Origin of the sequence: Streptomyces sp. NPDC051569, from assembly GCF_044454085.1 — a bacterium.
Taxonomy (GTDB): Bacteria; Actinomycetota; Actinomycetes; order Streptomycetales; family Streptomycetaceae; genus Streptomyces.
Genome location: NZ_JBITDJ010000001.1, coordinates 617596 through 642392, shown reverse-complemented (window position 1 = coordinate 642392; position 24797 = coordinate 617596). Strand labels below are relative to the sequence as shown.

The window sequence follows — 24797 nt, the reverse complement described above, 5'->3', positions numbered from 1 at the left end:
GGCGCAACAGCTTGAGTGGTGTCCGAACTTCCTACCCAGAATGACCTGGGCGAGGTTCAGAGGGTCTGCGGCCGCTGCCCGTTCTCACGGACATATGCCGCACTCTCAGCGCTGTGGCGCTCCCCTGTCGGAATATCTGATGTGTGCGGGCTCAGAGTACCCCGGCGTCAGCGCTCCGTCGCGGCCAGCTGACCACACGCTCCGTCGATCTCCTGGCCTCGGGTGTCCCGCACGGTCACCGGCACACCATGGGCCGCGATCGCCTCGACGAACGCCTTCTCGTCCTCGGGGCGGGACGCCGTCCACTTCGACCCGGGGGTCGGGTTGAGCGGGATCAGGTTGACGTGCACGCGCTTGCCCTTGAGCAGCCGGCCCAGCCGGTCACCGCGCCACGCCTGGTCGTTGATGTCGCGGATCAGCGCGTACTCGATCGAGATACGGCGACCGGACTTCTCCGCGTACTCCCACGCGGCGTCCAGCACCTCCCGGACCTTCCAGCGGGTGTTGACGGGGACGAGCGTGTCGCGCAGCTCGTCGTCCGGGGCGTGCAGGGAAACCGCGAGGCGGCACTTGAAGCCCTCGTCGGCGAAGCGCAGCATCGCCGGCACCAGGCCCACGGTCGACACGGTGATCCCGCGCTGCGACAGGCCCAGGCCGTCGGGCTCCGGGTCGGTCAGCCGGCGGATCGCGCCGACCACCCGCTTGTAGTTGGCGAGCGGCTCGCCCATGCCCATGAAGACGATGTTGGACAGCCGGGCGGGGCCGCCGGGGACCTCACCGTCGCGCAGGGCGCGCATGCCGTCCACGATCTGGTGCACGATCTCGGCGGTGGACAGGTTGCGGTCCAGGCCCGCCTGTCCGGTCGCGCAGAACGGGCAGTTCATCCCGCAGCCCGCCTGCGAGGAGATGCACATGGTGACCCGGTCCGGGTAGCGCATCAGCACGGACTCGACGAGCGTGCCGTCGTGCATCCGCCAGAGCGTCTTGCGGGTGGTGTCGTCGTCGGTGGAGATGTGCCGTACCACCGACATCAGGTCGGGCAGCAGTTCCGTCGCGAGCTTCTGGCGGGAGCCCGCCGGGATGTCGGTCCACTGCTCGGGGTCGTGCGCGTAGCGCGCGAAGTAATGCTGCGACAGCTGCTTGGCGCGGAACGCCTTCTCACCGATCGCGGCGACGGCCTCGCGGCGTTCCTCGGGGGTGAGGTCGGCGAGGTGCCGCGGCGGCTTCTTGACTCCGCGGGGCGCGACGAAAGTGAGTTCTCCGGGGGTCGGCGGGGCCATGAAAAGCAATCTCCTCGGTGCGGCGAGGCCGGGCGGATCCCCCCGCTGACACGGGGAGGACGGCAGGACGCTGCCGGCGCCGGGAGACCTCACGGGGGCGTCCCCGCAGCCGCGGGGACGAAAAAGGCCCGCCGCCCTGGAGCGGCGAGCCCTTTCAGGGTAACCGGTGTCGCTCAGCCCGAGCCGACGAAGAGCACCAGCAGCAGCCAGACGACCGGCGCCGTGGGCAGCAGGGAGTCGAGCCGGTCCATGATGCCGCCGTGACCCGGCAGCAGCGTGCCCATGTCCTTGATGCCGAGATCCCGCTTGATCATGGACTCGCCGAGATCGCCGAGCGTGGCACTGGCCGCGACGGCCAGGCCGATCAGCAGCCCCTGCCACCAGACCCCGTCGTCGATCAGGAACTGCATGCAGAGCGCACCGGCCGCCATCGCGAAGGCGACGGCTCCGATCAGCCCTTCCCTGGTCTTGCCCGGGCTGATGCGCGGCGCGAGCTTGTGCTTGCCGAAACGCCAGCCGACCGCGTACGCGCCGGTGTCGCTGACGACCGTGAGCACCAGGAACATCAGCACCCGGCGCGCACCGTCGTCCGCCGTCAGCATCAGTGCGACGAACGTGGCCAGGAAGGGTACGTAGAACGCGGCGAAGACCCCGGCCGTGACGTCCCTGAGGTACCCCTCGGGCGGCGCCGTCATCCGCCAGACCAGCACCGCGAGGGCGGTGAGGGCCATCGCGACCCATGCCCCCTCCGCACCGCTCGCGTACCCGGCGACCACCATCGCGGCGCCGCCGACGGCCAGCGGTACGAGCGGGGCCTTGATGCCCTTCTTCTCGTCGAGCCGGGAGGTCAGCTCCCACAGCCCGACGACCACGGCGACCGCCACGACACCGACGAACACCGCCTTGACGATGAAGAGCGAGGCCACGACCACCGCGCCGAGTCCGACACCGACCCCTATGGCCGCTCGCAGGTCACGTCCGGCCCGCTTCTTGGGCGGCGGCGGCATAGGGGCGGCCATGGGCTCCTGCGGAATCTCGTCGCGGAACAGGGGGCCGCCCGGCCGAGCAGCCCCCCGGTGGTCATCCTGGTCCCCGCCGCCGGCGGGTCCGTCGGGCACGATGGGCATGGGCCGAGTCTGCTGTGCGGGATGCTCATCGTATGCGGGACCCGCCGGGGCAGCCCCCTGGTCGGGCGGTCGCCGGTGACCGGCTGTCGGCGGGGCGCCCCAGGAAGAGTCGTTCATCAGACTTCGAGCAGCTCGGCTTCCTTGTTCTTGAGCAGCTCGTCGACCTGCGCGACATACTTCGCGGTCGTGTCGTCGAGCTCCTTCTCCGCGCGGCGTCCCTCGTCCTCGCCGACCTCGCCGTCCTTGACCAGCTTGTCGATGGTCTCCTTGGCCTTGCGGCGGACGGCGCGGATCGAGATCTTCGAGTCCTCGGCCTTGGTCTTGGCGACCTTGATGAACTCCTTGCGGCGGTCCTGGGTCAGCTCCGGGAACACCACCCGGATGATGTTGCCGTCGTTGCTCGGGTTGACACCGAGGTCGGAGTCGCGGATCGCCTGCTCGATGTTGCGCAGCGCGCTCTTGTCGAACGGGGTCACCACGGTCATCCGCGCCTCGGGCACGGCGAACGACGCCAGCTGGTTGATCGGGGTGAGGGCACCGTAGTAGTCCGCCACGATCTTGTTGAACATCGCCGGGTGCGCCCGGCCGGTGCGGATGGCGGCGAAGTCGTCTTTGGCGACGAGGACGGCCTTCTCCATCTTCTCCTCGGCCTCGAGGAGGGTCTCTTCGATCACCACTTGCTCCTGCGTGTCTTGAGTGGGCCCGGAGTGCTACTGGGCCGGCGGAACCTGCGTCGCGTTGTGTCCTGCACGGTGTCCGACCGGCAGGGCTCTGTCCATCCTCGTGCGGGGCCGACCCGGATCAGGACCGGGTGCCCTGGTCGCTCACGAGCGTGCCGATCTTCTCACCCTTGACCGCGCGCGCGATATTGCCCTCGGCCAGCAATTCGAAGACGAGGATCGGCAGCTTGTTGTCCTGGCACAGCGTGATCGCGGTCATGTCGGCGACCCGCAGATCGCCGGCGATCACCTCGCTGTACTCCAGCGCGTCGAACTTGACCGCTCCGGGGTTGGTCTTGGGGTCGGAGTCGTAGACCCCGTCCACACCGTTCTTGCCCATCAGCAGCGCCTCGGCGTCGATTTCCAGGGCGCGCTGGGCGGCGGTGGTGTCGGTGGAGAAGTACGGCATACCCATGCCGGCGCCGAAGATGACGACACGCCCCTTCTCCAGGTGGCGTACGGCGCGCAGCGGGATGTACGGCTCCGCGACCTGGCCCATGGTGATGGCCGTCTGGACGCGGGAGTCGATGCCTTCCTTCTCCAGGAAGTCCTGGAGGGCCAGGCAGTTCATGACCGTACCGAGCATGCCCATGTAGTCGGAGCGGGCCCGGTCCATGCCGCGCTGCTGGAGCTCGGCGCCCCGGAAGAAGTTGCCACCGCCGATGACGACCGCGATCTGGGCGCCGTCGCGGACGACGGCGGCGATCTCGCGGGCGATGGCGTGTACGACGTCGGGGTCGACGCCGAGTGCTCCGCCGCCGGCGAACGCCTCACCTGACAGCTTCAGCATGAAGCGGCCGGCGCCCTTGCCGACGCTCTTGCCGTCGTCGCTCTTGTCGGCCTGTTCCATGGAGATCTCCTCGTGCGCATACGAAGAAGGCCATTGCCGGGGTCCTTGCGGTTCCCTGTGCGGCAATGGCCTCCTCGTCAGATCTGCGGTCGCCCGGCCGCGTGAACGAAGTATGCCGTCTGGCAAACGCGGGCGGCTGCGTCAGACCCTATCGGGGTCTTTGGTTGATCGCGTACAGACTCAGATGCCGACCTTGATGCGCGAGAAGCGCGTCAGGGAGACACCGGCCTCGTCCAGAACCTTCTGGACGGACTTCTTGTTGTCCTTGGCGAACGCCTGGTCCAGGACGACGACGTCCTTGAAGAAGCCGTTGACGCGACCCTCGACGATCTTGGGAAGGGCGGCCTCGGGCTTGCCCTCCTCGCGAGAGGTCGCCTCGGCGACGCGGCGCTCGTTCTCGACCGTCTCGGCCGGGACCTCGTCGCGGTTCAGGTACGTCGGGGCGAAGGCGGCGATGTGCTGCGCGACGTCCTTGGCGACCTGGGCGTCTTCCTTGTCCAGCTGGACGAGGACGCCGACCTGCGGCGGAAGGTCCGGCATGGTGCGGTGCATGTAGGCAGCCACGTAACCGCCGGTGAACTGCGCGAAGCGGTCCAGGACGATCTTCTCGCCGAGGTTGGCGTTGGCCTCGTCGACGTACGCCTGGACGGTCTTGCCGGCCTCGATCTCGGACGCGAGCAGCGTCGCGAGGTCGGCCGGAGAGGTCGCGGCGACGTGCGCGGCGAGCGTGTTGGCGACGTTCTGGAACTTCTCACCCTTGGCGACGAAGTCCGTCTCGCACTTCAGCTCGACCAGGACGCCGGAGGTCTTGTCCTCGGAGATGAGGGAGACGACGGCGCCGTTCTCGGCCGAACGGCCTTCGCGCTTGGCGACGCCCTTCTGCCCCTTGACGCGGAGCAGCTCGACGGCCTTGTCGACATTGCCGTCGGCCTCGTCCAGGGCCTTCTTGCAGTCCATCATGCCGGCGCCGGTGAGCTCGCGGAGCTTCTTGACGTCAGCGGCGGTGTAGTTCGCCATGTCTGTGAATCTCTCTCGGAAGTCGAAGATCTACGGGTGGACGGCGGGGGCCAGGGCCCCCGCCGTCAGCATCCGAACCTGTGAAGGTCAGGCCTGCTCAGCGTCCGCGGCGGGGGCAGCGGCCTCGGCGGGGGCTTCGGCCTCGGCGGGGGCTTCGGCCTGCTCGGCGTCGGCGACCTTCTCCGTCTCGGCGGAGGTCTGGACGTCGGCGTCGGCGGCAGCGGCCTCAGCCGGCTTCTCGGCCTCGGCGTCGTCCTTCTTCTCGCCGTCGAGCAGGTCGCGCTCCCACTCGGCGAGGGGCTCGCCGGCGGCCTTCTCGCCCGGCTTCGAGTCACCGGTGGCGACACCGGAACGGGCGATGAGGCCCTCGGCGACGGCGTCGGCGATCACGCGGGTGAGCAGCGTGACGGAGCGGATCGCGTCGTCGTTACCCGGAATCTTGTAGTCGACCTCGTCGGGGTCACAGTTGGTGTCGAGGATCGCGACGACCGGGATGTGGAGCTTGCGCGCCTCACCGACGGCGATGTGCTCCTTCTTGGTGTCGACGATCCAGACGGCGCTGGGCACCTTCTGCATCTCGCGGATACCACCAAGGGTCTTCTCCAGCTTGGCCTTCTCGCGGGAGAGGACCAGCAGCTCCTTCTTGGTGAGGCCGGAGGCGGCCACGTCCTCGAAGTCGATCTGCTCAAGTTCCTTCAGACGCTGAAGGCGCTTGTAGACGGTGGAGAAGTTGGTGAGCATGCCGCCCAGCCAGCGCTGGTTGACGTAGGGCATACCCACGCGCGTCGCCTGCTCGGCGATGGCTTCCTGGGCCTGCTTCTTCGTACCCACGAACATGATGGAGCCGCCGTGGGCGACGGTCTCCTTGACGAACTCGTAGGCGCGGTCGATGTACGACAGCGACTGGAGCAGGTCGATGATGTAGATGCCGTTGCGCTCGGTGAAGATGAAGCGCTTCATCTTCGGGTTCCAGCGACGGGTCTGGTGACCGAAGTGGACGCCGCTTTCCAGCAGCTCCCGCATCGTGACGACGGCCATGGCCGTACTCCTTGGTGTACTCGGTTACCGCGTCCGCCGGACGGCGGTCGCGCCTGACGCCCCGATGCGCCGAGCCACGAAGGACCGAGAGGCGCTGACCCCGGCGAAGACGGCCGATGGCGGGGCGTGCGAAGTCGACCCGGGGACCCGGATCGCCACAAGAAGTGTACGGGACCTTCGCACCCCCGGGTGACGGCGATGTCCACAACCGGTCGGTACTCCACAGAACGGGGTCATGATCAGCGCGGTCGCGTCGCTGTGCGCGACCGTGAACGGCATGATCACTGTGCGTTCAGTCTTCGGGCCACCGATCCGGCCACCGGTCCGGGCCTCCGCCGTCGCCGCCGTCCTGTGCCTCGTCCTGTGCGTCCTCGCGCCGGCGTACGGCTCCGCCGCCGCTGCCTCCGCCTTCACGGCCACCCCCACCACCCCCGCCGGGCCCGGCGGGGGTGGTGGGGGTGGTGGGGGTGGTGGGGGCGGTGGGGGTGGGGGCGGCCGGGCCTGGCCGGTCGGCTCGCGTCCGGCGGTGCTGCGGGGATGGGAGCCACCGGTCTCGGCGTACGGGCCCGGCCACCGGGGGGTCGACCTCGCCGCCGCACCCGGATCGCCGGTCCGGGCGGCGGCGCCGGGCCGGGTCTCCTTCGCGGGCCGGGTGGCGGGGCGCGGGGTGCTCTCGGTCACCCTGCCGGGTACCGGCGTCCCACCCCTGCGGATCACCTACGAACCGGTGGACCCGCAGGTCACCGAGGGCGACGAGGTGAGCGCGGGACAGGTGGTGGCCACGCTGGCGACACCGGCGGCGGCGCACTGCGCGTCGGGCTGCCTGCACTGGGGCCTGCTGCGGGGCCAGACCTATCTCAACCCGCTGTCCCTGCTGCCGCCCGGGCTGCTCCGCCGGGGCCCTTCGCGCCTGCTCCCGGTCCTCGGCGTCCCATGGCTGCCCGGCGCTCAGCCCCGTACGCCGCGCAGCGCCATGGACACCGCGGCCTCGGCGATCTCCGGCGGCGCCTCGGCCACGCCCAGTTCGATACGGCGGACCGCCGCGTCCACCACTCCCTGGAGCAGCATCGCGGCGAGGCGCGGCTGGTCGTGGCCCAGTTCGGCCAGGGCCTCCACGATCATGGTGATGAGGCCGCCGTGCGCGGCGCGGATCTTCTCGCGGGCCCCGGCGTCCAGCTCACTCGCGGAGATGGCGACGACGGCGCGGTGCCTGCGGTCCCCGACGAGCGCGAGCTGCTGCCTTACGTACGCCTCGATCCTGGCCTCCGGGCTGTCCGCGCCGGCCATGGCCGCTTCGACCTCCGCCGCCCAGACCGGGAAGTCCACGGCGCAGAGCTCTTCGACGACGGCGGCGCGCGAGCGGAAGTACTCGTAGACCGAGGATCTGGCAAGGCCCGTGCGTTCGGCGAGGGCGGGGAAGGTCAGCGCTTCCGTACCGCCTTCGGACAGGAGGGAGCGTGCGGCGTCCAGCAGGGCGCCGCGCTGCATGGTCCGGTGCTCGGCCACCGAGGCCGCTCGAATCCTGGGCACGTCTCCACTCTACGGATCGGGCGGGACCGGCACCGCGTCAGCGTCCGACGTCGGCCAGCTTCGCACGCAGTTGCAGCACGGATTTGGTGTGGATCTGACTGACCCTGCTCTCGGTCACCCCGAGCACATTGCCGATCTCGGCGAGCGTGAGGCCCTCGTAGTAGTAGAGCGTGACCACGGTCTTCTCACGGTCGGGGAGCGTATTGATCGCCCGGGCCAGCAGCCGTCGCAATTCCCGGTCCTCGGCGACCTCCACCGGATTGTCGGCGGCGGTGTCCTCCAGCGTGTCCATCAGGCTGAGCCGGTCACCGCCTTCGCCGCCGACGTGCAGCAGCTCCTCCAGCGCCACGACGTTCGCCAGGGACAACTGGCTGAAAACGGCGTGCAGTTCCTCCAGGGCGATCCCCATCTCGGCGGCGACCTCACTTTCCGAGGGAGTGCGCCGCAGCTGCGCCTCCAGCGTCGTGTAGGCGCGCTCGACGGCCTTCGTCTTCTGCCGCACGGAACGCGGGATCCAGTCCAGGGCCCTGAGTTCGTCGATCATCGCGCCGCGGATCCGGGTGATCGCGTAGGTCTCGAACTTGATCGACCGCTCGATGTCGAACTTCTCGATCGCGTCGATCAGGCCGAAGACCCCGGAGGAGACGAAGTCGGCCTGCTCGATGTTGGACGGCAGCCCCACGCTGACCCGGCCCGCGACGTACTTCACCAGCGGCGAGTAGTGCAGGATCAACTGCTCCCGCAGCCGCTCGTCACCCGTGGTCTTGTACGACCGCCACAACTCGTCGAGCGACGAGGGCGCGGGGGGCCGCACGGCGCTCCGCGCGGCGGGGGGCGCCGCCGCGCGGTCAGACCCGGAGGTGTGCTGGGGCATGCGTTGCCTTGAGCCGTTCTGCTGTGACGTGCGGGGGGACGTCTGTCTGGGCCGGAATCAGGTGAGCGTAGCGTGACTGAAGCATCGCGGTGTGCGCCGAACAGGTGCCCGCGCCTGCCCGGGTGGACGCCGTCGACCACACCTTCGAGCGGGGGCCGACGCAGCTCGCGCCGACCCCCAGGATGCCGCCGACAGTGACACGGGAGCCATCGGCATCACCTTTTCACCCGAATGCCCCAGGTCAAGCACCGCCTCGCCGCGCCGCGGCGTCCGGTGTCACCCTGACCGTCAACTGCCAACGGTCGCCGAGCCGTTCGACAAACCCCAACGAGTGGAGTTCGTACAGCCTGCCGAGCGCCTCGTCCGAAGTCGTCCCGGCGCTCCGCGCGATCTCCCGCACGTCGGCGGCTCCCCGGGCGGGCAGCGCGTCCAGGACCCGTGCGCTGACCGGTCCGAGCAGATCCCTCGGGAGTACGGGGCCGCGGCGGACCGGAGCGAGATCGCCGATCTCGCCCACCAGCTCCACGACTTCGGCGGCGTCCGTGACCAGGACGCCCTCACCGCGCAGCAGTTCGTGCACCCCGGCGGAGAGGCCGCTGGTGACCGGTCCGGGCACGCCCATCGTGAAGCGGCCGAGCCGCAGGGCGCAGCGCGCCGTGACCAGCGAGCCGCTGCGGTACGCCGCCTCCACGACGACCGTTCCCCTGGTGAGCGCGGCGATCACGCGGTTGCGCAGGATGAATCTGCTGCGGGTGGGGTGGTCGCCCGGCGGTAATTCGGTGACGACGAGACCCTGTTCGGCGATGCGTCCGATCAACTCGGTATGACCGGGCGGATAGACGACGTCGACGCCGCAGGCGAGCACCGCGACGGTGGCCCCGCCTGCCGCCAGCGCCCCCCGGTGGGCGGCGCCGTCGACCCCGAACGCGCCGCCGGACGTCACGACCCAGCCGCGCTCGGCGAGTCCCGAGCCGAGCGTGGCCGCCATATGCGCCCCGTACGGAGTACAGGCCCTGGCCCCGACCACCGCGACGGACCGCAGCGACCAGATCCGCAGATCGGGACCGCCCCGCACCCAGAGCCCGATGGGTCCGGCCGCGTCCAGGTCGTCGAGCTGGCTGGGCCACTCGGTGTCACCGGGGCAGACGAACCGGCCGCCGTGCGCGGCCACCGCCGACAGATCGCGCTCGGGGTCGGCCCCGGCCGCCCGTATCCGGTAGCCGCCGAGCCGGCGTGCGCCGACCCCGGCGAGTTGCTTCCCGCCGTCCGCCGAGGTGAGCAGCGCCAGCAGCCCGCCGGCGCCGAATTCCCGCAGCCAGTGTCCGCCGCGCTCGTCCCCCGGCTCGAAGACCCTGGTCAGCGCGGCCCGCGCCAGCCGCTCACTCGGGGTGACGCCGCCCGTCACGGCCTCCCTCCGACCGTGCCGGCCGCGCCGACCGCGCCCCGGGCGATGCCCGTCCGCAGCTCCAGCGCCAGGTCCACATCACGCGCCTGGGGACGGTCGCGGCCGGCGAGGTCCGCGACCGTCCAGGCCACCCGGAGCACCCGGTCCAGGCCGCGGACGGTGAGCAGCCCCCGCTCCAGGTCCCGCTCGGCGGCGGCGAGGGCTCCGGGTGCGACGGCCCAGCGGGTCCGCAGCTCGTGGCCCGGCACCTCGCTGTTCACCGACCATGGTGTGCCGTCGAGCCGGGCCGCCGACCGCTCTCTGGCGGCCCGCACCCGCGCGGCGACCACCGCCGTCGACTCGCCCCGGCCGCCCTGTCCCAGCAGATCGGCGCGATGGACGGGCTGGACCTGGACCCGCAGGTCGACCCGGTCGAGCAGCGGTCCTGACAGCCGTGCCTGATACCGGCGGATCACCGAGGGCGGACAGTCGCACCCGGCGCCGTGCAGGGTGTGGCGCCCGCACGGGCAGGGATTGGCCGCCAGGATCATCAGGAAACGTGCGGGCAGCCGTACCACCCCCGCGCTGCGCGCCACCACCACATGTCCCGATTCGAGCGGCTGGCGCAGGGAGTCCAGGGCCCGGCCCGAGAATTCGGGGGCCTCGTCCAGGAAGAGGACTCCGCGGTGCGCCAGCGAGACCGCACCTGGTCTCGGCAGACCGTTCCCGCCGCCGACCAGCGATTGCATGGTCGCCGAGTGGTGCGGTGCGCAGTAGGGCGGTGTGTCGACGAGCGGCTGGCCCGGTGGCAGCATCCCCGCCACCGAGTGCACGGCGGTGACCTCCAGGGATTCCTGCCTGGTCAGGGGCGGCAGGACACCCGGCAACCGCTCCGCCAGCATGGTCTTGCCCGCTCCGGGAGGGCCTTGGAGCAGGAGATGGTGCCCGCCCGCCGCGGCGACCTCCAGGGCGGTGCGGGGCGCCGTCTGACCGGCGACGTCCGCCAGATCCGGCCGGTGTCCGCCGCTCCGGCCGCTCCCGGAGGCGAGGCCGGTGCCGACGCCGGTGCCCGGCACCAGCAGCCCGGCCAGTATCGGGTCGGGACGCCCGTCCAGGACCTGCGGCGGTTCGTCGGGCACCGGTTCGCCGGTGAGGACGGCGATGAGCTGACGCAGGCTGCGGACGCCGAGAACCGATACGCCGGGCACCAGGGACGCCTCGCCGGCCGTCTGCTCCGGGACGACGACCTGCCGGTAGCCGGCCTCCGCCGCCGCGAGCACCGCCGGCAGCACACCTCGCACCGGCCGGACCCGCCCGTCCAGCCCCAGCTCCCCGATGAGTACCAGGTCGGCGATGGCCCTGGCGTCGATACGCTCCGCCGCCCCGAGGACGGCGATCGCGACGGCGAGATCGAACCCGCTGCCGCTCTTCGGTACGGACGCGGGGCTGAGCCCCACCGTGAGCTTCTTCTGCGGCCACTCCGCGCCGGAGTTCACCACCGCCGCCCGTACCCGGTCGCGGCTCTCCACGAGGCTCTTGTCCGGCAGCCCCACCAGGGCGAAGGCGGCCACCCCGGGCTCCAGGTCGGCCTGGACCTCGACCACCACGCCCTCGACGCCCACCAGCGCCACCGAGCACGCCCGCGCGAACCCCATCAGGCCACCCCCCGCGCGTGCTCCACCACGGGTGCGCCCCGCCGGGGCAGCAGCACCCCGATCAGATCGATGCGCACCCCGCCGGGCGGCGGGCCTCCGCAGCGCTCCAGCCAGCAGGCCGCCAGCCGCCGGAGCCGGTCCACCTTGTCGCGCGTGAGCGCGGCCATCGGATGCTCGAAGGAAGCGTCTCTGCGGGTCTTCACCTCACAGACGACCAGTACTTCTCCGCCCCGGACGTCCGTGTCCCGGGCCACGATGTCGATCTCGCCGGTTCTGCCGCATCGCCAATTGCGTGCCAGCACGGTCATCCCCGACGCGACCAGCCGTCGCGCGGCCAGTTCCTCGCCGTACCGTCCCAGTGCCCCCGTCGCGTTCATGTCGGCACCACCTCCGGCACCGACTCTGACGCGATCGCCCGCAACTAGTGGATCTTTGTGGACAACTCAGCGGTTGTGGACAACCCGGTCACTCTCTTCAGCCACCGGGCAGTTCGAGATCGCTCTTGTTCAGCTCCTCGATATTCACGTCCTTGAACGTGAGCACCCGCACCTGCTTGACGAACCTGGCCGGCCTGTACATGTCCCAGACCCAGGCGTCCGCCATCGTGACCTCGAAGAAGACTTCTCCCTGTACCGAATGCACCTGCATCTCGTAGTCATTGGTGAGATAGAAGCGACGCTCGGTCTCGATCACATATTTGAACAGACCGACGACATCGCGGTACTCCCGGTAGAGCTTCAGCTCCATCTCGGTCTCGTACTTCTCGAGGTCCTCGGCGCTCATGGCATGTTCCCCTTCAGCCGTACGTCCCCCTATTGTGCTCCGGCCCCCGCGCCCCTATACGACGTGGGGGGCGAGGACCACCGGCGCATCCGGAGGACCCTCGGCGAGCAGCGTACGCAGCAGCTCGGCGAGCCTGGTCGGATACACCGTCTCACGCGCCGCCGACAGTTCGGCGGAGGTCCACCACCTCAGCCCCGCGACACTGCGACGCTCCAGCTCGGTCAGCCCGCCGGACGAGGTCTCGGTCTGTGCCGTACGTGCCAGGAAGTACCACTCGTCCTGGTTCCAGCGCCGTCCGTCGAACGGGAAGGAGCAGGTCCGCCGCCACAGCACGGGCCCCAGGTCCACCTGTGTGATCCCCGTCTCCTCGGCCAGTTCACGCAGCGCCGCTTGAGCCCGGGTCTCGTCGCCCTCCAGGCCGCCGCCGGGCGTGAACCACCAGTCGTCGGCCGGATCGTCGGGCTCGTGCCCGTGCAGCAGCAGGATCCGGTCCCCGGGATCCAGCAGCACCACCCGCGCGACCTTCCGCAGCGCGCCGCCGCCGTCCACCCCGCCGTCCACACCTGGCGCCTCGCATCCGCCGGACGCGCCTCCGCCGGAAGCGCTCCCGCCCGACGCGCTCCCGTCCGACGCGCCCTCGCCCGGACCCAGGGGGGCGCCGTCAGCGGACACCGGCGGGCACCCCCTCGTCGTACCGGCGCGACCGCCGCCGCTTCGACAGCAGCCGCGCGACCGGTCCGTACGCCGCCCCGCCCAGGATCAGTACCGCCCCCGCCAGCACGGCCCCGACGACCAGCCTCACCGGTCCCGGAGCGGACACCCCGCCCGGCAGCGCCGCGAAGCTCCCCGGCCGGTCGATCAGTCCGGCCGGCGGCCAGGCCACGGCGTCGACACGCGCGTCCACCTCCGAGCGCGGCACCGAGCCGTCCCCCGGCTCCTGGAGATGGACGCGTGAGTCCAGCGAGCCGGTGCGTTCGTCACCGAGCAGGAAGAGCTGCCCCTTCGGCACACTCGCGTCGAAGTCGTTCATGGAGGCCCGCCCGCCGGGTGTGCCCGGCAGATACGGCTCCTCGACCGGCTCGCCGTTGACGGTCAGCCGGCCTCGCGCGTCGCAGCAGGCGATCGTGTCGCCGCCGACCCCGACCACCCGCTTGACCATCGGGAGACCGCCCCACCGGGCGTCGGTGAAGACCACCACGTCCCCGCGCCGTACCTCGTCGCCCGATATCCGCTGGGCCAGTACGCGGTCCCCGGCCTTCACCGTCGGGGTCATCGAGCCGGTCGGCACGGTGTAGGGCTGGTATTCGATGGCTCCCCAGACGAATCCGCCGAGGAACAGGACACAGCCGACGGCCACGGCCAGCCCCGACAGCACGCTGCCGAGGCGGCCGTGGCCGTCCTTCACCCGTCCGGTACCGCTCATCCCAGCACTCCCCGCTCCGGAGAAAGGATCCTCGGAGATCGACGATCCGGGACGGCACCCTACCCGGCGGTACGCCCGCCGGTCAGCCGCTTCCTGCGCCACAGCACCAGCGGCAGCGCGCCCGCGACGCCGAGCGCCCCGGGAGCCGCGGCCATGGCGGCCGACGCGGCCGTGCTCAGCCCCGGCTGGTCGAACGTGCCGGGCACCGGGAGCGTGGACCACCGGTTGACCGGCCAGGCGACGACGAAGGCGCGGCCGACGACCTCGTCCGTGGAGACCGTGCCGTGACCGGGCAGGCTCTGGTGGTAGCGGGAGTCCAGCGAGTTCTGCCGGTGGTCGCCCATCACCCAGATACGTCCCTTGGGCACGTGGATCGGGCCGAACGGCTCGTCGTCACACGGGGTGTTCCCGGGGTAGATGTACCCGGTCTCGTTCAGCGGGTGCCCGTTGACCTTGACCTTGCCGCCCTTGTCACACTGCACCGTGTCACCGCCGACCGCGATGACCCGCTTGATCAGGTCCTTCTCCTCCGCGGACGGCATCAGCCCGATGAAGCTGAGGAACTTCTGCGCCACATTCGGCTCAGGTGTCTCGGCGCCGTCCAGCCAGCCGCCCGGGTCGTGGAAGACCACGACCTCACCGCGCTCCGGCTCGGAGCCGAACCAGGGCGTGAGCTTGTCCACGAGCACCCGGTCACCCCGCTGCAGGGTGTCCTGCATGGAGTCCGAGGGGATCGAGAACGCCTGCACCAGGAAGGTCTTGATCAGCAGCGCGAGCACCAGCGCGATACCGATCAGCAGGGGCAGCTCCTTCCAGAAGGAGCGCTGGCTCCTCCCGGCGGGCTCGTCCCGGTCCGATTCGTCACTGCCCGGGACGCCCGTGTCCGAGCCACCGCTGTCCACGATCCCGCTCTCGGGTTCCGTCGTACCGTCCGTCACGACCGCGGGCGACTCGGCGAGCTGCTCGTGTCCCTCCTCGGGATCATCGTGTCCGGATCGTGCGCCGACCGCCACATCCCCCACATCCACTCCTTACTCCGTGCGATTCGCTCCGTGTGATCGCCTGATCCCCATCAGGGGCAGGGCCACCACTCCCATAACGAGCGGGAGTTCCGCAGGGGTCGGGAGCCGGATCAATCCGTGTCGATCCTGGGAGGACACACTATTCGACGCGCGCGCGGCCGTCGTCGGCGCGGCACGTGCCTGCGGGACCGAAGCGTACGTCTCCGGCTCCTCCAGTCTGCGCCAGTGACCGAACGGCCAGGCGATGACGACCGCCCGCCCGACGACGTCCTCCTCGGAGACCGTGCCCTGGAACGGCTGGCTGAGATGGAAGCGGGAATCGGCCGAATTCGCCCGGTGGTCCCCCATGACGAAAATACGCCCGGCCGGCACCTTCACCGTGAAGGAGACCAGCGAGGGAACGTTGCCGGGGTACAGGTACGGCTCCGTGAGGGGCACGCCGTTGACGGTGACCCTGCCGTTCTTGTCGCAGCACGCCACGGTGTCGCCCCCCACCCCGACGACCCGCTTGATCAGGTCCTGCTCGTTGGCGGACGGCAGCAGCCCGACGAAGGTGAGAGCCTGCTTGATCTGCTTGAGGCCCACCGGGGAGTCGTCGGGCGCGGGCGGTTCGCCGTCGAGCCAGTGTCCGGGGTCGTTGAAGACCACGACATCGCCGCGCTTCGGCTTCGCGCCGAACCAGGGGGTGAGTTTGTCCACCAGGACCCGGTCACTGACCTGGATGGTCTGCTCCATCGACCCGGACGGGATCACGAACGCCTGCACCAGGAACGTCTTCAGGACGAGCGCGATCAGGAGGGCCACGACGATCAGCAGAGGGATCTCGGTGACGGCGGACCGGCGACGGCGACGCTTGACCTTGCGGGCCAGCTTGCGCCGCTCCGCCCGGCCGGGCAGCGGACGTCCGCTCGCGGACCCGCCGCCGGCCGGCCGGCCGCCACCGTCCCCGTGACGACGATTCCCGTCAGAACCGTCCCCGTCAGAACCGATCCCGCCAGGACCGATCCCGTCAGGACCGATCCCGTGCGGGTCCGCCCCCTGCCGGCCGTCTCCCTGCCCGCCGGCCCCGTGGCCCGGGGGGCGTCCGCGCCTACCCATGAGCGCCACCCGGTTCCCGTACGCCCCTGAAGGCGTCGGCCGGCTCCACCGAGGACCAGCGGCCCAGCGGCCAGCCGATCCACGCCACCCGCCCGATGACCTCGTCGACGGGCACCATGCCGCCGCCCGGCTCACCGAGGTGGTCCCGGGAGTCGCGGGAGTTGCTCCGGTGATCGCCCATGACCCACAGCCTCCCGCGCGGAACCACGATGTCGAACGGAACGAGGGAGGGTGCGTCGCCGGGGTACAGGTACCGCTCGTCCACCGGCCGGCCGTTCACCTCGACCCTGCCCCTGCGGTCGCAGCAGACCACCCGGTCACCCCCCACCCCGATCACCCGTTTCACGAAGTCGGTCTCGGCGGGCTCGGCGAGACCCAATGCCGCGGCCGCGCCGCGCAGCAGCGTGGTGACCGGGTCGCGCGGCGCCGGCTGCGCGACGAAGGATCCGGTGCCGTCGAAGACGACCACCTCACCGCGGACCGGCGCGCTCCCGAAGCGGTACGCCAGTTTGTTGACCAGTACCCGGTCCCCGACCTGGAGCGTGGGCTCCATCGAGCCGCTGGGGATCAGGAAGGGCTGCGTCACGAAGGTGCTGAACAGCAGCGCGAAGACCGCGCAGGCGGCGCCCAGCAGCCCCGCCCGGCGCCAGGAGAGCCACGGGTCGCGGGGCTCCCCCATGAGGGGGGAGCGCGTGGCCGGGAAGCGCGAGATGAGCCTGCCCATGGCCGGAACCGCCGGAAAACGCAGGGAGCGCGACCGCTCCTCCGCCCCGGCGGGGGCTTCGGAGGAGCGGTCGCGCTCCGAGTGCTGTGCTTCGGTGTCCATCGGGGCCAGATCTTATCCGGCGACCCTGGGGAACCGGGCGCGAGTCCGGGCGTCAGCCCGGGCGCCGAGCGCTCACCTGTCGCGCTTCTCCTTGATCTTCGCGGCCTTGCCGCGCAGCTCACGGAGGTAGTAGAGCTTGGCGCGACGGACGTCACCGCGGCTCACGAGCTCGATCTTCTCGAAGATCGGGCTGTGGACGGGGAAGGTGCGCTCGACACCGACGGAGAAGGAGACCTTGCGGACCGTGAAGGTCTCGCGGACGCCGGAACCCTGACGGCGGATGACCACGCCCTTGAACTGCTGGATACGGGAGCGGTTGCCTTCGATGACACGCACGTGAACGTTCACGGTGTCACCGGGGCGGAAGGCGGGCAGGTCGCTGCGGAGCGACGCTACGTCGACGTTGTCGAGCAGGCTGGTCATGTGGGACTGCTTCCTCGCTGATGCCACAGGTCATCAACGGTGATCGAAATGAGAGTCTGGGGGTGCCGTTCGCGTCGGACGGGCGTCGTTCCCCCTGTGGCAGGGGCGCGCGCCGGACGTACGGCAACGGCTCATTCTTCCATGGCCGCTGGTCTACGCCAAAATCGGCCACCGGGCTCCGGCGACCAGCCCAGGATGGAGAGCATCTCGCGGTCCTTCTTGTCGAAGGCGGCGGGGTCGCAGCGCTCGATCAGATCGGGCCGGTTGAGAGCCGTGCGCCGGAACGCCTCGTCCCGCCGCCAGCGGGCGATCCTGCCGTGGTGGCCGCTGAGCAGCACGTCGGGGATCCCGTGTCCGCGCCACTCCGGCGGCTTGGTGTAGACCGGCCCCTCCAGCAGATTGGCCATCGCGCCGGGGGCGAAGGAGTCGTCGCGGTGCGACTCGGCGTTGCCGAGGACGCCGGGCAGCAGCCGGGCGACGGCCTCGGTGACGACCAGGACGGCCGCCTCGCCGCCCGCCAGCACGTAGTCGCCGATGGACACCTCGTAGACCGGTATCCGGGTGGCGTACTCGTCGATGACCCGGCGGTCGATGCCCTCGTAGCGGGCGGGCGTGAAGATCAGCCACGGCCGCTCGGAGAGTTCGACGGCGAGTTCCTGGGTGAACGGGCGGCCGCTGGGGGTGGGGACGACCAGCACGGGGCCGTGGGCACCCGCGTCGTACCCGTTCGCGAGCACGTCGTCCAGGGCGTGACCCCAGGGTTCGGTCTTCATGACCATGCCGGGGCCGCCGCCGTAAGGGGTGTCGTCGACCGTGTTGTGCCGGTCGTACGTCCACTCCCGCAGGTCGTGCACGTGCACGCCGAGCTGACCGCGCGCCCGCGCCTTGCCGACGAGCGAGACGTTCAGCGGCTCCAGGTACTCCGGGAAGATCGTGACGACATCGAGCCGCATCAGTCGTTTTCCTCGCCGGAGGCGGTCTCACGTGACGCGGTCCCGCCGGAGGCGGTCTCCGCGTCCCCGTCGACGGCGGCGTGCGCGTCGTCCCCGCCGGCCGCGACCTCCGCGTGGTCGTCGATGAGTCCGGGCGGCGGGTCGATGACGGCCCGCTGCTCCTCCAGGTCGATCTCGGTGACGATCTCCTCGACGAAGGGGATCATCACCTCGCTGCCGTCAGGCCGTTCCACGATGAAGAGGTCCTGCGAGGGCAGGTGGGTGATCTCGGTGATCCGGCCGATCTCCGTGCCGTCGGCCAGGACGACATCCAGGTCCATCAGCTGATGGTCGTAGAACTCCTCCGGGTCCTCGGGGAGTTCTTCGGGGTCGATCTCGGCGATCAGCAGGATGTTGCGCAGGGCCTCGGCGCCCGTCCGGTCGCGTACGCCCTCGAAGCGCAGCAGCAGCCTGCCGCTGTGCACCCGGCCCGTCTCGATCGTCAGCGGTCCGGCCGAGGCCGGTTCCGTGCCGAGTACGGCGCCGGGCCCGAGGCGCAGTTCGGGCTCGTCGGTGCGCACCTCGACGGTGACCTCACCCTTGATGCCGTGGGCGCGGCCGATCCGCGCGACTACCAACTGCACGTGCAGTGCCTGCCTCTCTGCGAAGGGATGGTTACCGTCCCTGCCGGGAACGACAAAGGCCGGAGAGGGCGGACGCCCTCCCCGGCCCGTGCCGGACGTACGAATTCTCAGCGAACCTGGTCCACGTCGACGAGGTCGACACGGATGCCACGGCCGCCGATGGCGCCCACGACGGTCCGCAGAGCACGCGCGGTGCGGCCGTTGCGGCCGATCACCTTGCCGAGGTCGTCGGGGTGCACCCGGACCTCAAGCACCTGGCCGCGGCGCAGGTTGCGCGAGGCCACCTGCACCTCGTCCGGGTTGTCGACGATGCCCTTCACGAGGTGCTCGAGAGCCTCCTCGAGCATGCTCAGGCCTCGGTCGACTCGGCTGCGGCCGAAGCCTCGGTGCCGGCTTCGTCGGCCTTCTTGTCGGCCTTCTTGGCCTTCGGCGTGATCGCCTCACCCTTGGGCTCGTCGCCGGCGTCCTTCACGAGCGCCTCGAAGAGGGCACGCTTGTCGGCCTTCGGCTCCGGCTGGAGCAGCGGCGCGGGGGCCGGGAGGCCCTTGTGCGCCTGCCAGTCACCGGTGAGCTTGAGGATCGCGAGAACGGGCTCGGTCGGCTGGGCGCCGACGGACAGCCAGTAACGCGCGCGGTCCGAGTCGACCTCGATACGCGAGGGGTTCTGCACCGGGTGGTACAGACCGATCTCCTCGATGGCCCGGCCGTCGCGGCGGGTACGGGAGTCGGCGACGATGATGCGGTAGTGAGGCGAACGGATCTTGCCCAGACGCTTCAGCTTGATCTTGACTGCCACTGGAGTGGTGTCTCCTGGTCTTGACGTGATTGGGCACACCGGGATGCCGCGTGGGGTTGCGGTACCCGATTCGCCCGATGGACGCGTCAGCCGGAGGAGAGAGGGGTCCTATGCGACTGTCGAGTACAGCTGGCCATTCTGCCACACACGCGCGGCGCGGCATGACCCGGACGGTGACAGCTCCGGGGCCCGGGTGCTCAGCTCGCGGCGGCGACCACTTCCGGGATGCGGAAGGGCTTGCCGCAGCCGCCGCAGACGATGGGCGCCTGGGCGAGCACCGACGGCACGACCCGGACATTACGGCCGCAGTCGCAGACGGCTTTGACGCGTACGCCGCCGCCGGACGATCCGTGCCGGGCGGCCGGACCGCGGAAGCTGCGCTTGGTGTCCGCGGCTGTCGCGACCGTGTGCGCCTTGAGGGCGCGCTGCAGCCGCTCGATGGTGGGTCGATACCGCCGCTTCGCCTCGGGGCTGAGCGAGACCAGGGAGAAACCGCTGCTGGGATGCGGCTCCTCCGGGTGGTCGAGGCCCATCTCCTCGGCGATCGCCAGGAATCGGCGGTTGTGGTAACGGCCCGCGCGCGAGGTGTCACGGACGCCTCGCGCGGCGGCGATGCCGTGGACCGCTTCGTGAAGCAGTCGTTCGAAGGAGAGTTCGCCGCCACAGGCGGACGAGGACTCTCCGATCAGGGACTCTGGCGCGGCTAGATCCGGCAGCTCAGGGTGGGACCGCTGAATATCGGCCCACGCCTGCGCCAGCTCTGCGGCGAGAACAGGTGGTGTCGTGCTCACGTCGTGAATAACGAGCCGGAACGCTCCCGGGTTCCATTACGGGGCATCCCAAATAATTTGCACGTACCCGTCAGTTGCCCTTGATGCGTCCTGACGAGGGCGGGTGCGGCGAACTGCGGAGAAGCGGCGCAGCTCGCCGCAAGGTGGTACGTAGCGTCGCGTACGCATCCGCGCGTAGACGATCTACGTACGCCGGGTTTCTCCCGGCCGCCGGGGAGAGTCCTCCGGGCCCTGCCAGGGCGTCCGGGCGGGCCGTATGCGGGCCGTACGCGGGCCCTCTCGCGATCAGTAGGCGCGGGCCACGACGGCGACAGTACCCGGGGCGTCGTCGCTCTCCGGCACCGACCCGTCCTCGGCGACCAGGCACCGTACGGACACGCCGCGCTCCGCCAGAGCCGCCTCGCCGCCGGGTCCCAGCGTCGCCCAGGGGATGCGCGCCCACCCCCCGGCGCCGGCCGCCTCGGCCGCCTCGGCGACGGAGGAGACCTCGCTCGTGCGGGAGACGCGCCGGTCGCGGGACTGCCGCAGCAGCAGTGCCTGGTCCTCCTCCAGGAGCGTGGGCAGCAGCCCGGCGAGGGCGTCCACGGCGACGGGCTCCTTGCCCCCGGGGATCCGGCGCGCCAGCATCGCGGTGCCGGTCTCCAGGTCGCGCGGGCCGATCTCGATCCGTACGGGCACGCCCTTCAGCTCCCAGTCGACGACGCGGCGGCCGAAGGGGGTGTCGGTACGGTCGTCGACCAGGACGCGGAGTCCGGCGGCCCCGAGGCGGCCGGCGGTCTCCCGGACCTGGGCGAGGACGGCCTCGTCGCCCTTGATGGCGAGAACGACCACCTGGACGGGGGCCAGCCGGGGCGGCACGCGCAGCCCGTTGTCGTCGCCGTGCGTCATGATCAGGCCGCCGACCATCCGGGTGGAGGCACCCCAGGAGGTCTGCCACACCAGTTCCTCGGTGCCCTCCTTCGACAGGTAGCGGATGTGGAACGCCTTGGCGAAGTTCTGGCCGAGTTCATGGCTGGTGCCCAGCTGGAGGGCCTTGCCGTCGCCCATCATGCCTTCGAGGGTCAGGGTGTTGACGGCGCCGGCGAAACGCTCGCGGGCGGTCTTGCGGCCCAGGACGACATCGATGGCGAGCACGTCGGTCATGAAGTCGGCGTATACGTCGCGGTGGATGCGGGCGGCGTAGTCCCGGGCGTCCTTGGAGGTGGCGTGGGCGGTGTGACCCTCCTGCCAGAGGAATTCGGTGGTGCGCAGGAAGATCCGGGGACGCATCTCCCAGCGGACGACATTGGCCCACTGGTTGATGAGCAGCGGGAGGTCGCGGTAGCTCCGTACCCACCGGGAGAAGTACTCGTTGACGATCGTCTCGGAGGTGGGGCGTACGACGACCGGCTCGTCCAGCACCTTGCCGCCGGCCCGGGTGACGACGGCCAGCTCGGGCGCGAAGCCCTCGACGTGCTCGGCCTCCCGGGTCAGGTACGACTGCGGGATGAGGAGGGGGAAGTACGCGTTAGAGGCGCCGGCTTCCTTGATGCGGGCGTCCAGCTCCTCCTGCATCCGTTCCCACAGGCCGTACCCGTACGGCCTCATCACCATCGTGCCGCGCACCGGGCCGTTGTCGGCCAGCTCGGCCTTGTTGATCAGGTCCTGGTACCAGCGGGGGAAATCGTCCGCCTGAGGTGTGAGAACGGGTGCCTTCGCCATGGCGCGCATCGTAAGGCGGCGGTGCCCGGGAAACGGTTTCCGGCTCGCCCGCAGGGCAGTGCGCGGGGGCGCACGCCCGGCGCTCGTCACACTTTGCCAATCGCCCACTGGACGCGGGCGCGGATGGGGCGTTCCCTGGCATACGGGGGATGTGTGCGCGCACGTACACGGGGGGCTGTCAATCAGGGCACTACCGACCTCTCGGCGGATTGGGGCGCTATCCATGACACGTACGCTCGTCCAGCACCATCAGCAGCCATCACCCGCGGCCCCTGCACCGGCGCTCCCGTCGGACGCGGGCCCCGCGGACCCCGGCGCCCGCGCCCGCGACTGGGCCGAGATCCAGGAACGGATGCTGGTGCCGCTCTACGAAGCGGTGTACGAGCGCCTGGAGGTCCGCACCGGGACCCGGGTGCTGGGGCTCGGCTGCGGTTCGGGGCTCGCGCTGCTCCTGGCGGCCTCACGTGGCGCGCGGGTGACCGGCGTCGACTCCGACGAGGAGCGGCTCGCGCTGGCCCGCGAACGGCTGCTCGCCGACGGGAAACACAACGGGAAACACGACGGCCGCGCCGCCGGTCCCGCGGCGGACACCGGCAGGCTGCTGCCGGTGGACCTGATGGCCGATACCGGCGCGCGGTCCGACCGTCCGCCGTACGACCTGATCACGGCCTTCGAGCCGGTCGGCCGGGTGGCGGGGGACGCCGAGGGTCTCGGAACCGCGCTCGACACGGCGGTACCGCTGGCCGGGCGCGGCACCCCGGTGGTGCTGGCCGGCTGGGGCCCGCCGGAGCGGTGTGCCACGGACGCGGTGCTGCGGGTCGCGGGACGGCTGACCGACCGGCTGCGCAAGGGCGGCTGGCGCCCGGCGCGCCGGGACGACCTGGAGGATGTGGCCGCGCGGGCCGGGCTGAAGCCGGACGGCTCGGGGCGGGTGGCCTGCCCCTTCGGGTACGCGGACATGTCGAGCGCGGTCCGGGGTCTGCTGTCGACCGGGGTGTTCGACGGTGCGATACGGGCCACGGACCGGCGGCAGGTGGAGAAGGAGGTCGGCGAGGCGCTCCACCCGCATCTGCGCCGGGACGGCACGGTGTGGATGCCGAACGTCTTCCGCTACCTGATCGCCCGTACGCCCTGACCCACCTCACCGGCCTGACCTCGCGGGCCTGACCTCACCGGCCTGACCTCGCGGGTGGGGACGGGCCCGTGCGCGAGGCGGGCTCCCTGCCCGCCCGCCCCGGCGCGCCCGGCCGTCACCCCGCTCCGGGGCGACGGCCCGAGTGGCCGTCAGGCCACCGTCAGCTCATGAACTTCTTGAACTCGTCGGGCAGTTCGAAGTTCTTGTCCTGCTCGCCGGCCGGCAGGCCGAAGGCGTTGCCGGACTGCGCCGCTTCCTCGCGCTTCGCGGCCGCGGCCTGCTCGTCCGCCTTGCGCTTCATCGGGTTGCCCGACCGCTGCTTGCCCTTGGCCTGCTTCTGCTTCTTCTTCGTGCGGCCGGGGCCGCCGCCCATCCCCGGGATGCCCGGCATGCCCGGCATCCCGCCGCCCTGCGCCATCTTGGACATCATCTTGCGGGCGTCGAAGAACCGCTCCACCAGGTTCTTCACGGCGCTGACCTCGACACCGGAACCACGCGCGATACGCGCCCGGCGCGATCCGTTGATGATGGTCGGGTCGTGCCGCTCGCCCGGCGTCATCGACTTGATGATCGCGGCGGTACGGTCCACGTCCCGCTCGTCGATGTTGTTGATCTGGTCCTTGATCTGCCCCATGCCGGGCAGCATGCCGAGCAGCTTGGAGATGGAGCCCATCTTCCTGACCTGCTCCATCTGGGCCAGGAAGTCGTCGAGGGTGAAGTCCTTGCCCTTGCTGCTCGCCAGCTTGGAGGCCATCTGCTCGGCCTCGGCCTGGCTGAACGTCTTCTCCGCCTGCTCGATGAGGGTGAGCAGGTCACCCATGTCGAGGATGCGGGACGCCATGCGGTCCGGGTGGAACGCGTCGAACTCGTCGAGCTTCTCGCCGTTGGAGGCGAACATGATCTGCTTGCCGGTGACGTGGGCGATGGAGAGCGCGGCGCCACCGCGGGCGTCACCGTCGAGCTTGGAGAGCACGACACCGTCGAAGCCGACGCCGTCACGGAAGGCCTCGGCGGTGTTGACCGCGTCCTGGCCGATCATCGCGTCGACGACGAAGAGGACCTCGTCGGGGCTGACGGCGTCGCGGATGTCCGCGGCCTGCTTCATCAGCTCCTGGTCGATACCGAGGCGGCCGGCGGTGTCGACGACGACGACGTCGTACTGCCGGGTGCGGGCGTACTCGACGGAGTCCTTGGCGACCTTGACCGGGTCGCCGACGCCGTTGCCCGGCTCGGGGGCGTACACCGCGACGCCCGCGCGCTCGGCGACGACGGAGAGCTGGGTGACGGCGTTGGGGCGTTGGAGGTCGCAGGCGACGAGCAGCGGGGTGTGGCCCTGGCCCTTGAGCCAGAGGCCGAGCTTTCCGGCCAGGGTGGTCTTACCGGCGCCCTGGAGACCGGCGAGCATGATCACCGTCGGCGGCTGCTTGGCGAAGCGCAGGCGGCGGGTCTCGCCACCGAGGATGCCGATGAGCTCCTCGTTGACGATCTTGATGATCTGCTGGGCGGGATTCAGCGCCTGGGACACCTCGGCACCGGCCGCGCGCTCCTTGACCTTGGCGATGAAGGAGCGGACGACGGGCAGTGCCACGTCCGCCTCGAGCAGCGCGATACGGATCTCGCGGGCCGTGGCGTCGATGTCCTCCGGGCTGAGGCGCCCTTTGCCCCGGAGGCTCTTGAATGTGGCTGCGAGGCGGTCGGAGAGAGTGTCGAACACGGCGGTCGCGGATCCTCAGGTCGGGGGCGGGCGTG

Annotated in this window: 25 protein-coding genes, 2 pseudogenes and 1 riboswitch; of the genes and pseudogenes, 2 read left to right on the top strand and 25 right to left on the bottom strand. The window is 70.8% G+C overall.

From position 1 onward, the window contains the following. Positions 1-10 precede the first annotated feature (10 nt). Positions 11-136, bottom strand: a riboswitch (TPP riboswitch). 31 nt (positions 137-167) lie between these two features. The 6 genes from rlmN to rpsB form a co-directional block, all read right to left on the bottom strand. Then, positions 168-1280 carry a 23S rRNA (adenine(2503)-C(2))-methyltransferase RlmN gene (rlmN, locus tag ACIBAE_RS02765; protein WP_399281944.1) on the bottom strand — a complete coding sequence of 371 codons (1113 nt, stop codon included), beginning with the start codon at positions 1278-1280 and terminating at the stop codon, positions 168-170. Between the two features lie 173 nt (positions 1281-1453). Continuing rightward, entirely contained in the window at positions 1454-2524 is a 1071-nt protein-coding gene (locus ACIBAE_RS02760; RefSeq protein WP_399281943.1) for a phosphatidate cytidylyltransferase, read from the bottom strand. After that, positions 2524-3081, bottom strand: coding sequence for a ribosome recycling factor (gene frr / locus ACIBAE_RS02755; protein ID WP_399281942.1), 558 nt, complete (start codon positions 3079-3081; stop codon positions 2524-2526). Before frr ends, ACIBAE_RS02760 begins: the two co-directional genes overlap by 1 nt. A gap of 127 nt (positions 3082-3208) precedes the next feature. Beyond that, positions 3209-3976, bottom strand: coding sequence for a UMP kinase (gene pyrH / locus ACIBAE_RS02750; protein ID WP_399281941.1), 768 nt, complete (start codon positions 3974-3976; stop codon positions 3209-3211). Between the two features lie 180 nt (positions 3977-4156). After that, entirely contained in the window at positions 4157-4993 is an 837-nt protein-coding gene (tsf, locus tag ACIBAE_RS02745) for a translation elongation factor Ts (protein WP_399281940.1), read from the bottom strand. A gap of 87 nt (positions 4994-5080) precedes the next feature. Beyond that, positions 5081-6031, bottom strand: a complete 951-nt coding sequence (rpsB, locus tag ACIBAE_RS02740) for a 30S ribosomal protein S2 (RefSeq protein WP_399281939.1) — start codon at positions 6029-6031, stop codon at positions 5081-5083. 235 nt (positions 6032-6266) lie between these two features. Between rpsB and ACIBAE_RS02735 the strand changes: the two are divergent. After that, positions 6267-6836, top strand: a pseudogene (locus ACIBAE_RS02735) (peptidoglycan DD-metalloendopeptidase family protein); the annotation flags it as partial. Between the two features lie 143 nt (positions 6837-6979). Here ACIBAE_RS02735 and ACIBAE_RS02730 read toward each other — a convergent pair. The 18 genes and pseudogenes from ACIBAE_RS02730 to proS all read right to left on the bottom strand — a co-directional run bounded on the left by ACIBAE_RS02730 (position 6980) and on the right by proS (position 21913). Beyond that, positions 6980-7519 (bottom strand): TetR/AcrR family transcriptional regulator, encoded by a 540-nt coding sequence (locus ACIBAE_RS02730; RefSeq protein WP_399282005.1) that lies wholly within the window; start codon positions 7517-7519, stop codon positions 6980-6982. Between the two features lie 79 nt (positions 7520-7598). Further along, positions 7599-8435, bottom strand: a complete 837-nt coding sequence (gene whiG / locus ACIBAE_RS02725; protein ID WP_399281938.1) for an RNA polymerase sigma factor WhiG — start codon at positions 8433-8435, stop codon at positions 7599-7601. Between the two features lie 241 nt (positions 8436-8676). Beyond that, on the bottom strand, positions 8677-9840 hold the full coding sequence (dprA, locus tag ACIBAE_RS02720) for a DNA-processing protein DprA (protein WP_399281937.1): 1164 nt from the start codon (positions 9838-9840) through the stop codon (positions 8677-8679). Then, a complete protein-coding gene (locus ACIBAE_RS02715; protein ID WP_399281935.1) occupies positions 9837-11474 on the bottom strand; it encodes a YifB family Mg chelatase-like AAA ATPase in 1638 nt (545 codons plus the stop codon). Before ACIBAE_RS02715 ends, dprA begins: the two co-directional genes overlap by 4 nt. Then, positions 11474-11851, bottom strand: a complete 378-nt coding sequence (locus ACIBAE_RS02710; RefSeq protein WP_399281934.1) for a YraN family protein — start codon at positions 11849-11851, stop codon at positions 11474-11476. Before ACIBAE_RS02710 ends, ACIBAE_RS02715 begins: the two co-directional genes overlap by 1 nt. 97 nt (positions 11852-11948) lie before the next feature. Then, the gene (locus ACIBAE_RS02705; RefSeq protein WP_014675276.1) at positions 11949-12257 is read right to left on the bottom strand and encodes a DUF2469 domain-containing protein; all 309 of its coding nucleotides are present in this window, start codon (positions 12255-12257) and stop codon (positions 11949-11951) included. A gap of 54 nt (positions 12258-12311) precedes the next feature. Further along, positions 12312-12818, bottom strand: a complete 507-nt coding sequence (locus tag ACIBAE_RS02700; protein WP_399281933.1) for an NUDIX hydrolase — start codon at positions 12816-12818, stop codon at positions 12312-12314. A gap of 100 nt (positions 12819-12918) precedes the next feature. Further along, a complete protein-coding gene (gene lepB / locus ACIBAE_RS02695; protein WP_399281932.1) occupies positions 12919-13680 on the bottom strand; it encodes a signal peptidase I in 762 nt (253 codons plus the stop codon). A gap of 59 nt (positions 13681-13739) precedes the next feature. Then, positions 13740-14693 carry a signal peptidase I gene (lepB, locus tag ACIBAE_RS02690; protein ID WP_399282004.1) on the bottom strand — a complete coding sequence of 318 codons (954 nt, stop codon included), beginning with the start codon at positions 14691-14693 and terminating at the stop codon, positions 13740-13742. After that, positions 14662-15800, bottom strand: a pseudogene (gene lepB, locus ACIBAE_RS02685) (signal peptidase I). The gene lepB (ACIBAE_RS02690) and the pseudogene lepB (ACIBAE_RS02685) overlap by 32 nt, the downstream one beginning before the upstream one ends. Beyond that, a complete protein-coding gene (gene lepB, locus ACIBAE_RS02680; RefSeq protein ID WP_399281931.1) occupies positions 15793-16626 on the bottom strand; it encodes a signal peptidase I in 834 nt (277 codons plus the stop codon). The pseudogene lepB (ACIBAE_RS02685) and the gene lepB (ACIBAE_RS02680) overlap by 8 nt, the downstream one beginning before the upstream one ends. A 72-nt stretch (positions 16627-16698) precedes the next feature. Beyond that, entirely contained in the window at positions 16699-17049 is a 351-nt protein-coding gene (rplS, locus tag ACIBAE_RS02675; RefSeq protein ID WP_399281930.1) for a 50S ribosomal protein L19, read from the bottom strand. 131 nt (positions 17050-17180) lie between these two features. Further along, complete coding sequence (trmD, locus tag ACIBAE_RS02670; protein ID WP_399281929.1) at positions 17181-18002, bottom strand: tRNA (guanosine(37)-N1)-methyltransferase TrmD; 822 nt, start codon at positions 18000-18002, stop codon at positions 17181-17183. Further along, positions 18002-18625 carry a ribosome maturation factor RimM gene (gene rimM, locus ACIBAE_RS02665; RefSeq protein ID WP_399281928.1) on the bottom strand — a complete coding sequence of 208 codons (624 nt, stop codon included), beginning with the start codon at positions 18623-18625 and terminating at the stop codon, positions 18002-18004. The genes trmD and rimM overlap by 1 nt, the downstream gene beginning before the upstream one ends. Before the next feature lie 107 nt (positions 18626-18732). Continuing rightward, positions 18733-18972, bottom strand: a complete 240-nt coding sequence (locus tag ACIBAE_RS02660; RefSeq protein ID WP_030011889.1) for an RNA-binding protein — start codon at positions 18970-18972, stop codon at positions 18733-18735. Between the two features lie 2 nt (positions 18973-18974). Then, on the bottom strand, positions 18975-19421 hold the full coding sequence (rpsP, locus tag ACIBAE_RS02655) for a 30S ribosomal protein S16 (RefSeq protein WP_399281927.1): 447 nt from the start codon (positions 19419-19421) through the stop codon (positions 18975-18977). 197 nt (positions 19422-19618) lie between these two features. Then, complete coding sequence (locus ACIBAE_RS02650; protein WP_399281926.1) at positions 19619-20212, bottom strand: hypothetical protein; 594 nt, start codon at positions 20210-20212, stop codon at positions 19619-19621. Between the two features lie 285 nt (positions 20213-20497). Further along, entirely contained in the window at positions 20498-21913 is a 1416-nt protein-coding gene (proS, locus tag ACIBAE_RS02645; RefSeq protein ID WP_399281925.1) for a proline--tRNA ligase, read from the bottom strand. Between the two features lie 223 nt (positions 21914-22136). Between proS and ACIBAE_RS02640 the strand changes: the two genes are divergently transcribed. Then, positions 22137-23048: a methyltransferase domain-containing protein gene (locus tag ACIBAE_RS02640; RefSeq protein ID WP_399281923.1), complete on the top strand. Its 912-nt coding sequence runs from the start codon at positions 22137-22139 to the stop codon at positions 23046-23048. A gap of 160 nt (positions 23049-23208) precedes the next feature. On the opposite strand, the gene ffh is transcribed toward ACIBAE_RS02640, so the two are convergent. After that, entirely contained in the window at positions 23209-24762 is a 1554-nt protein-coding gene (gene ffh / locus ACIBAE_RS02635; protein ID WP_399281921.1) for a signal recognition particle protein, read from the bottom strand. Positions 24763-24797 lie beyond the last annotated feature (35 nt).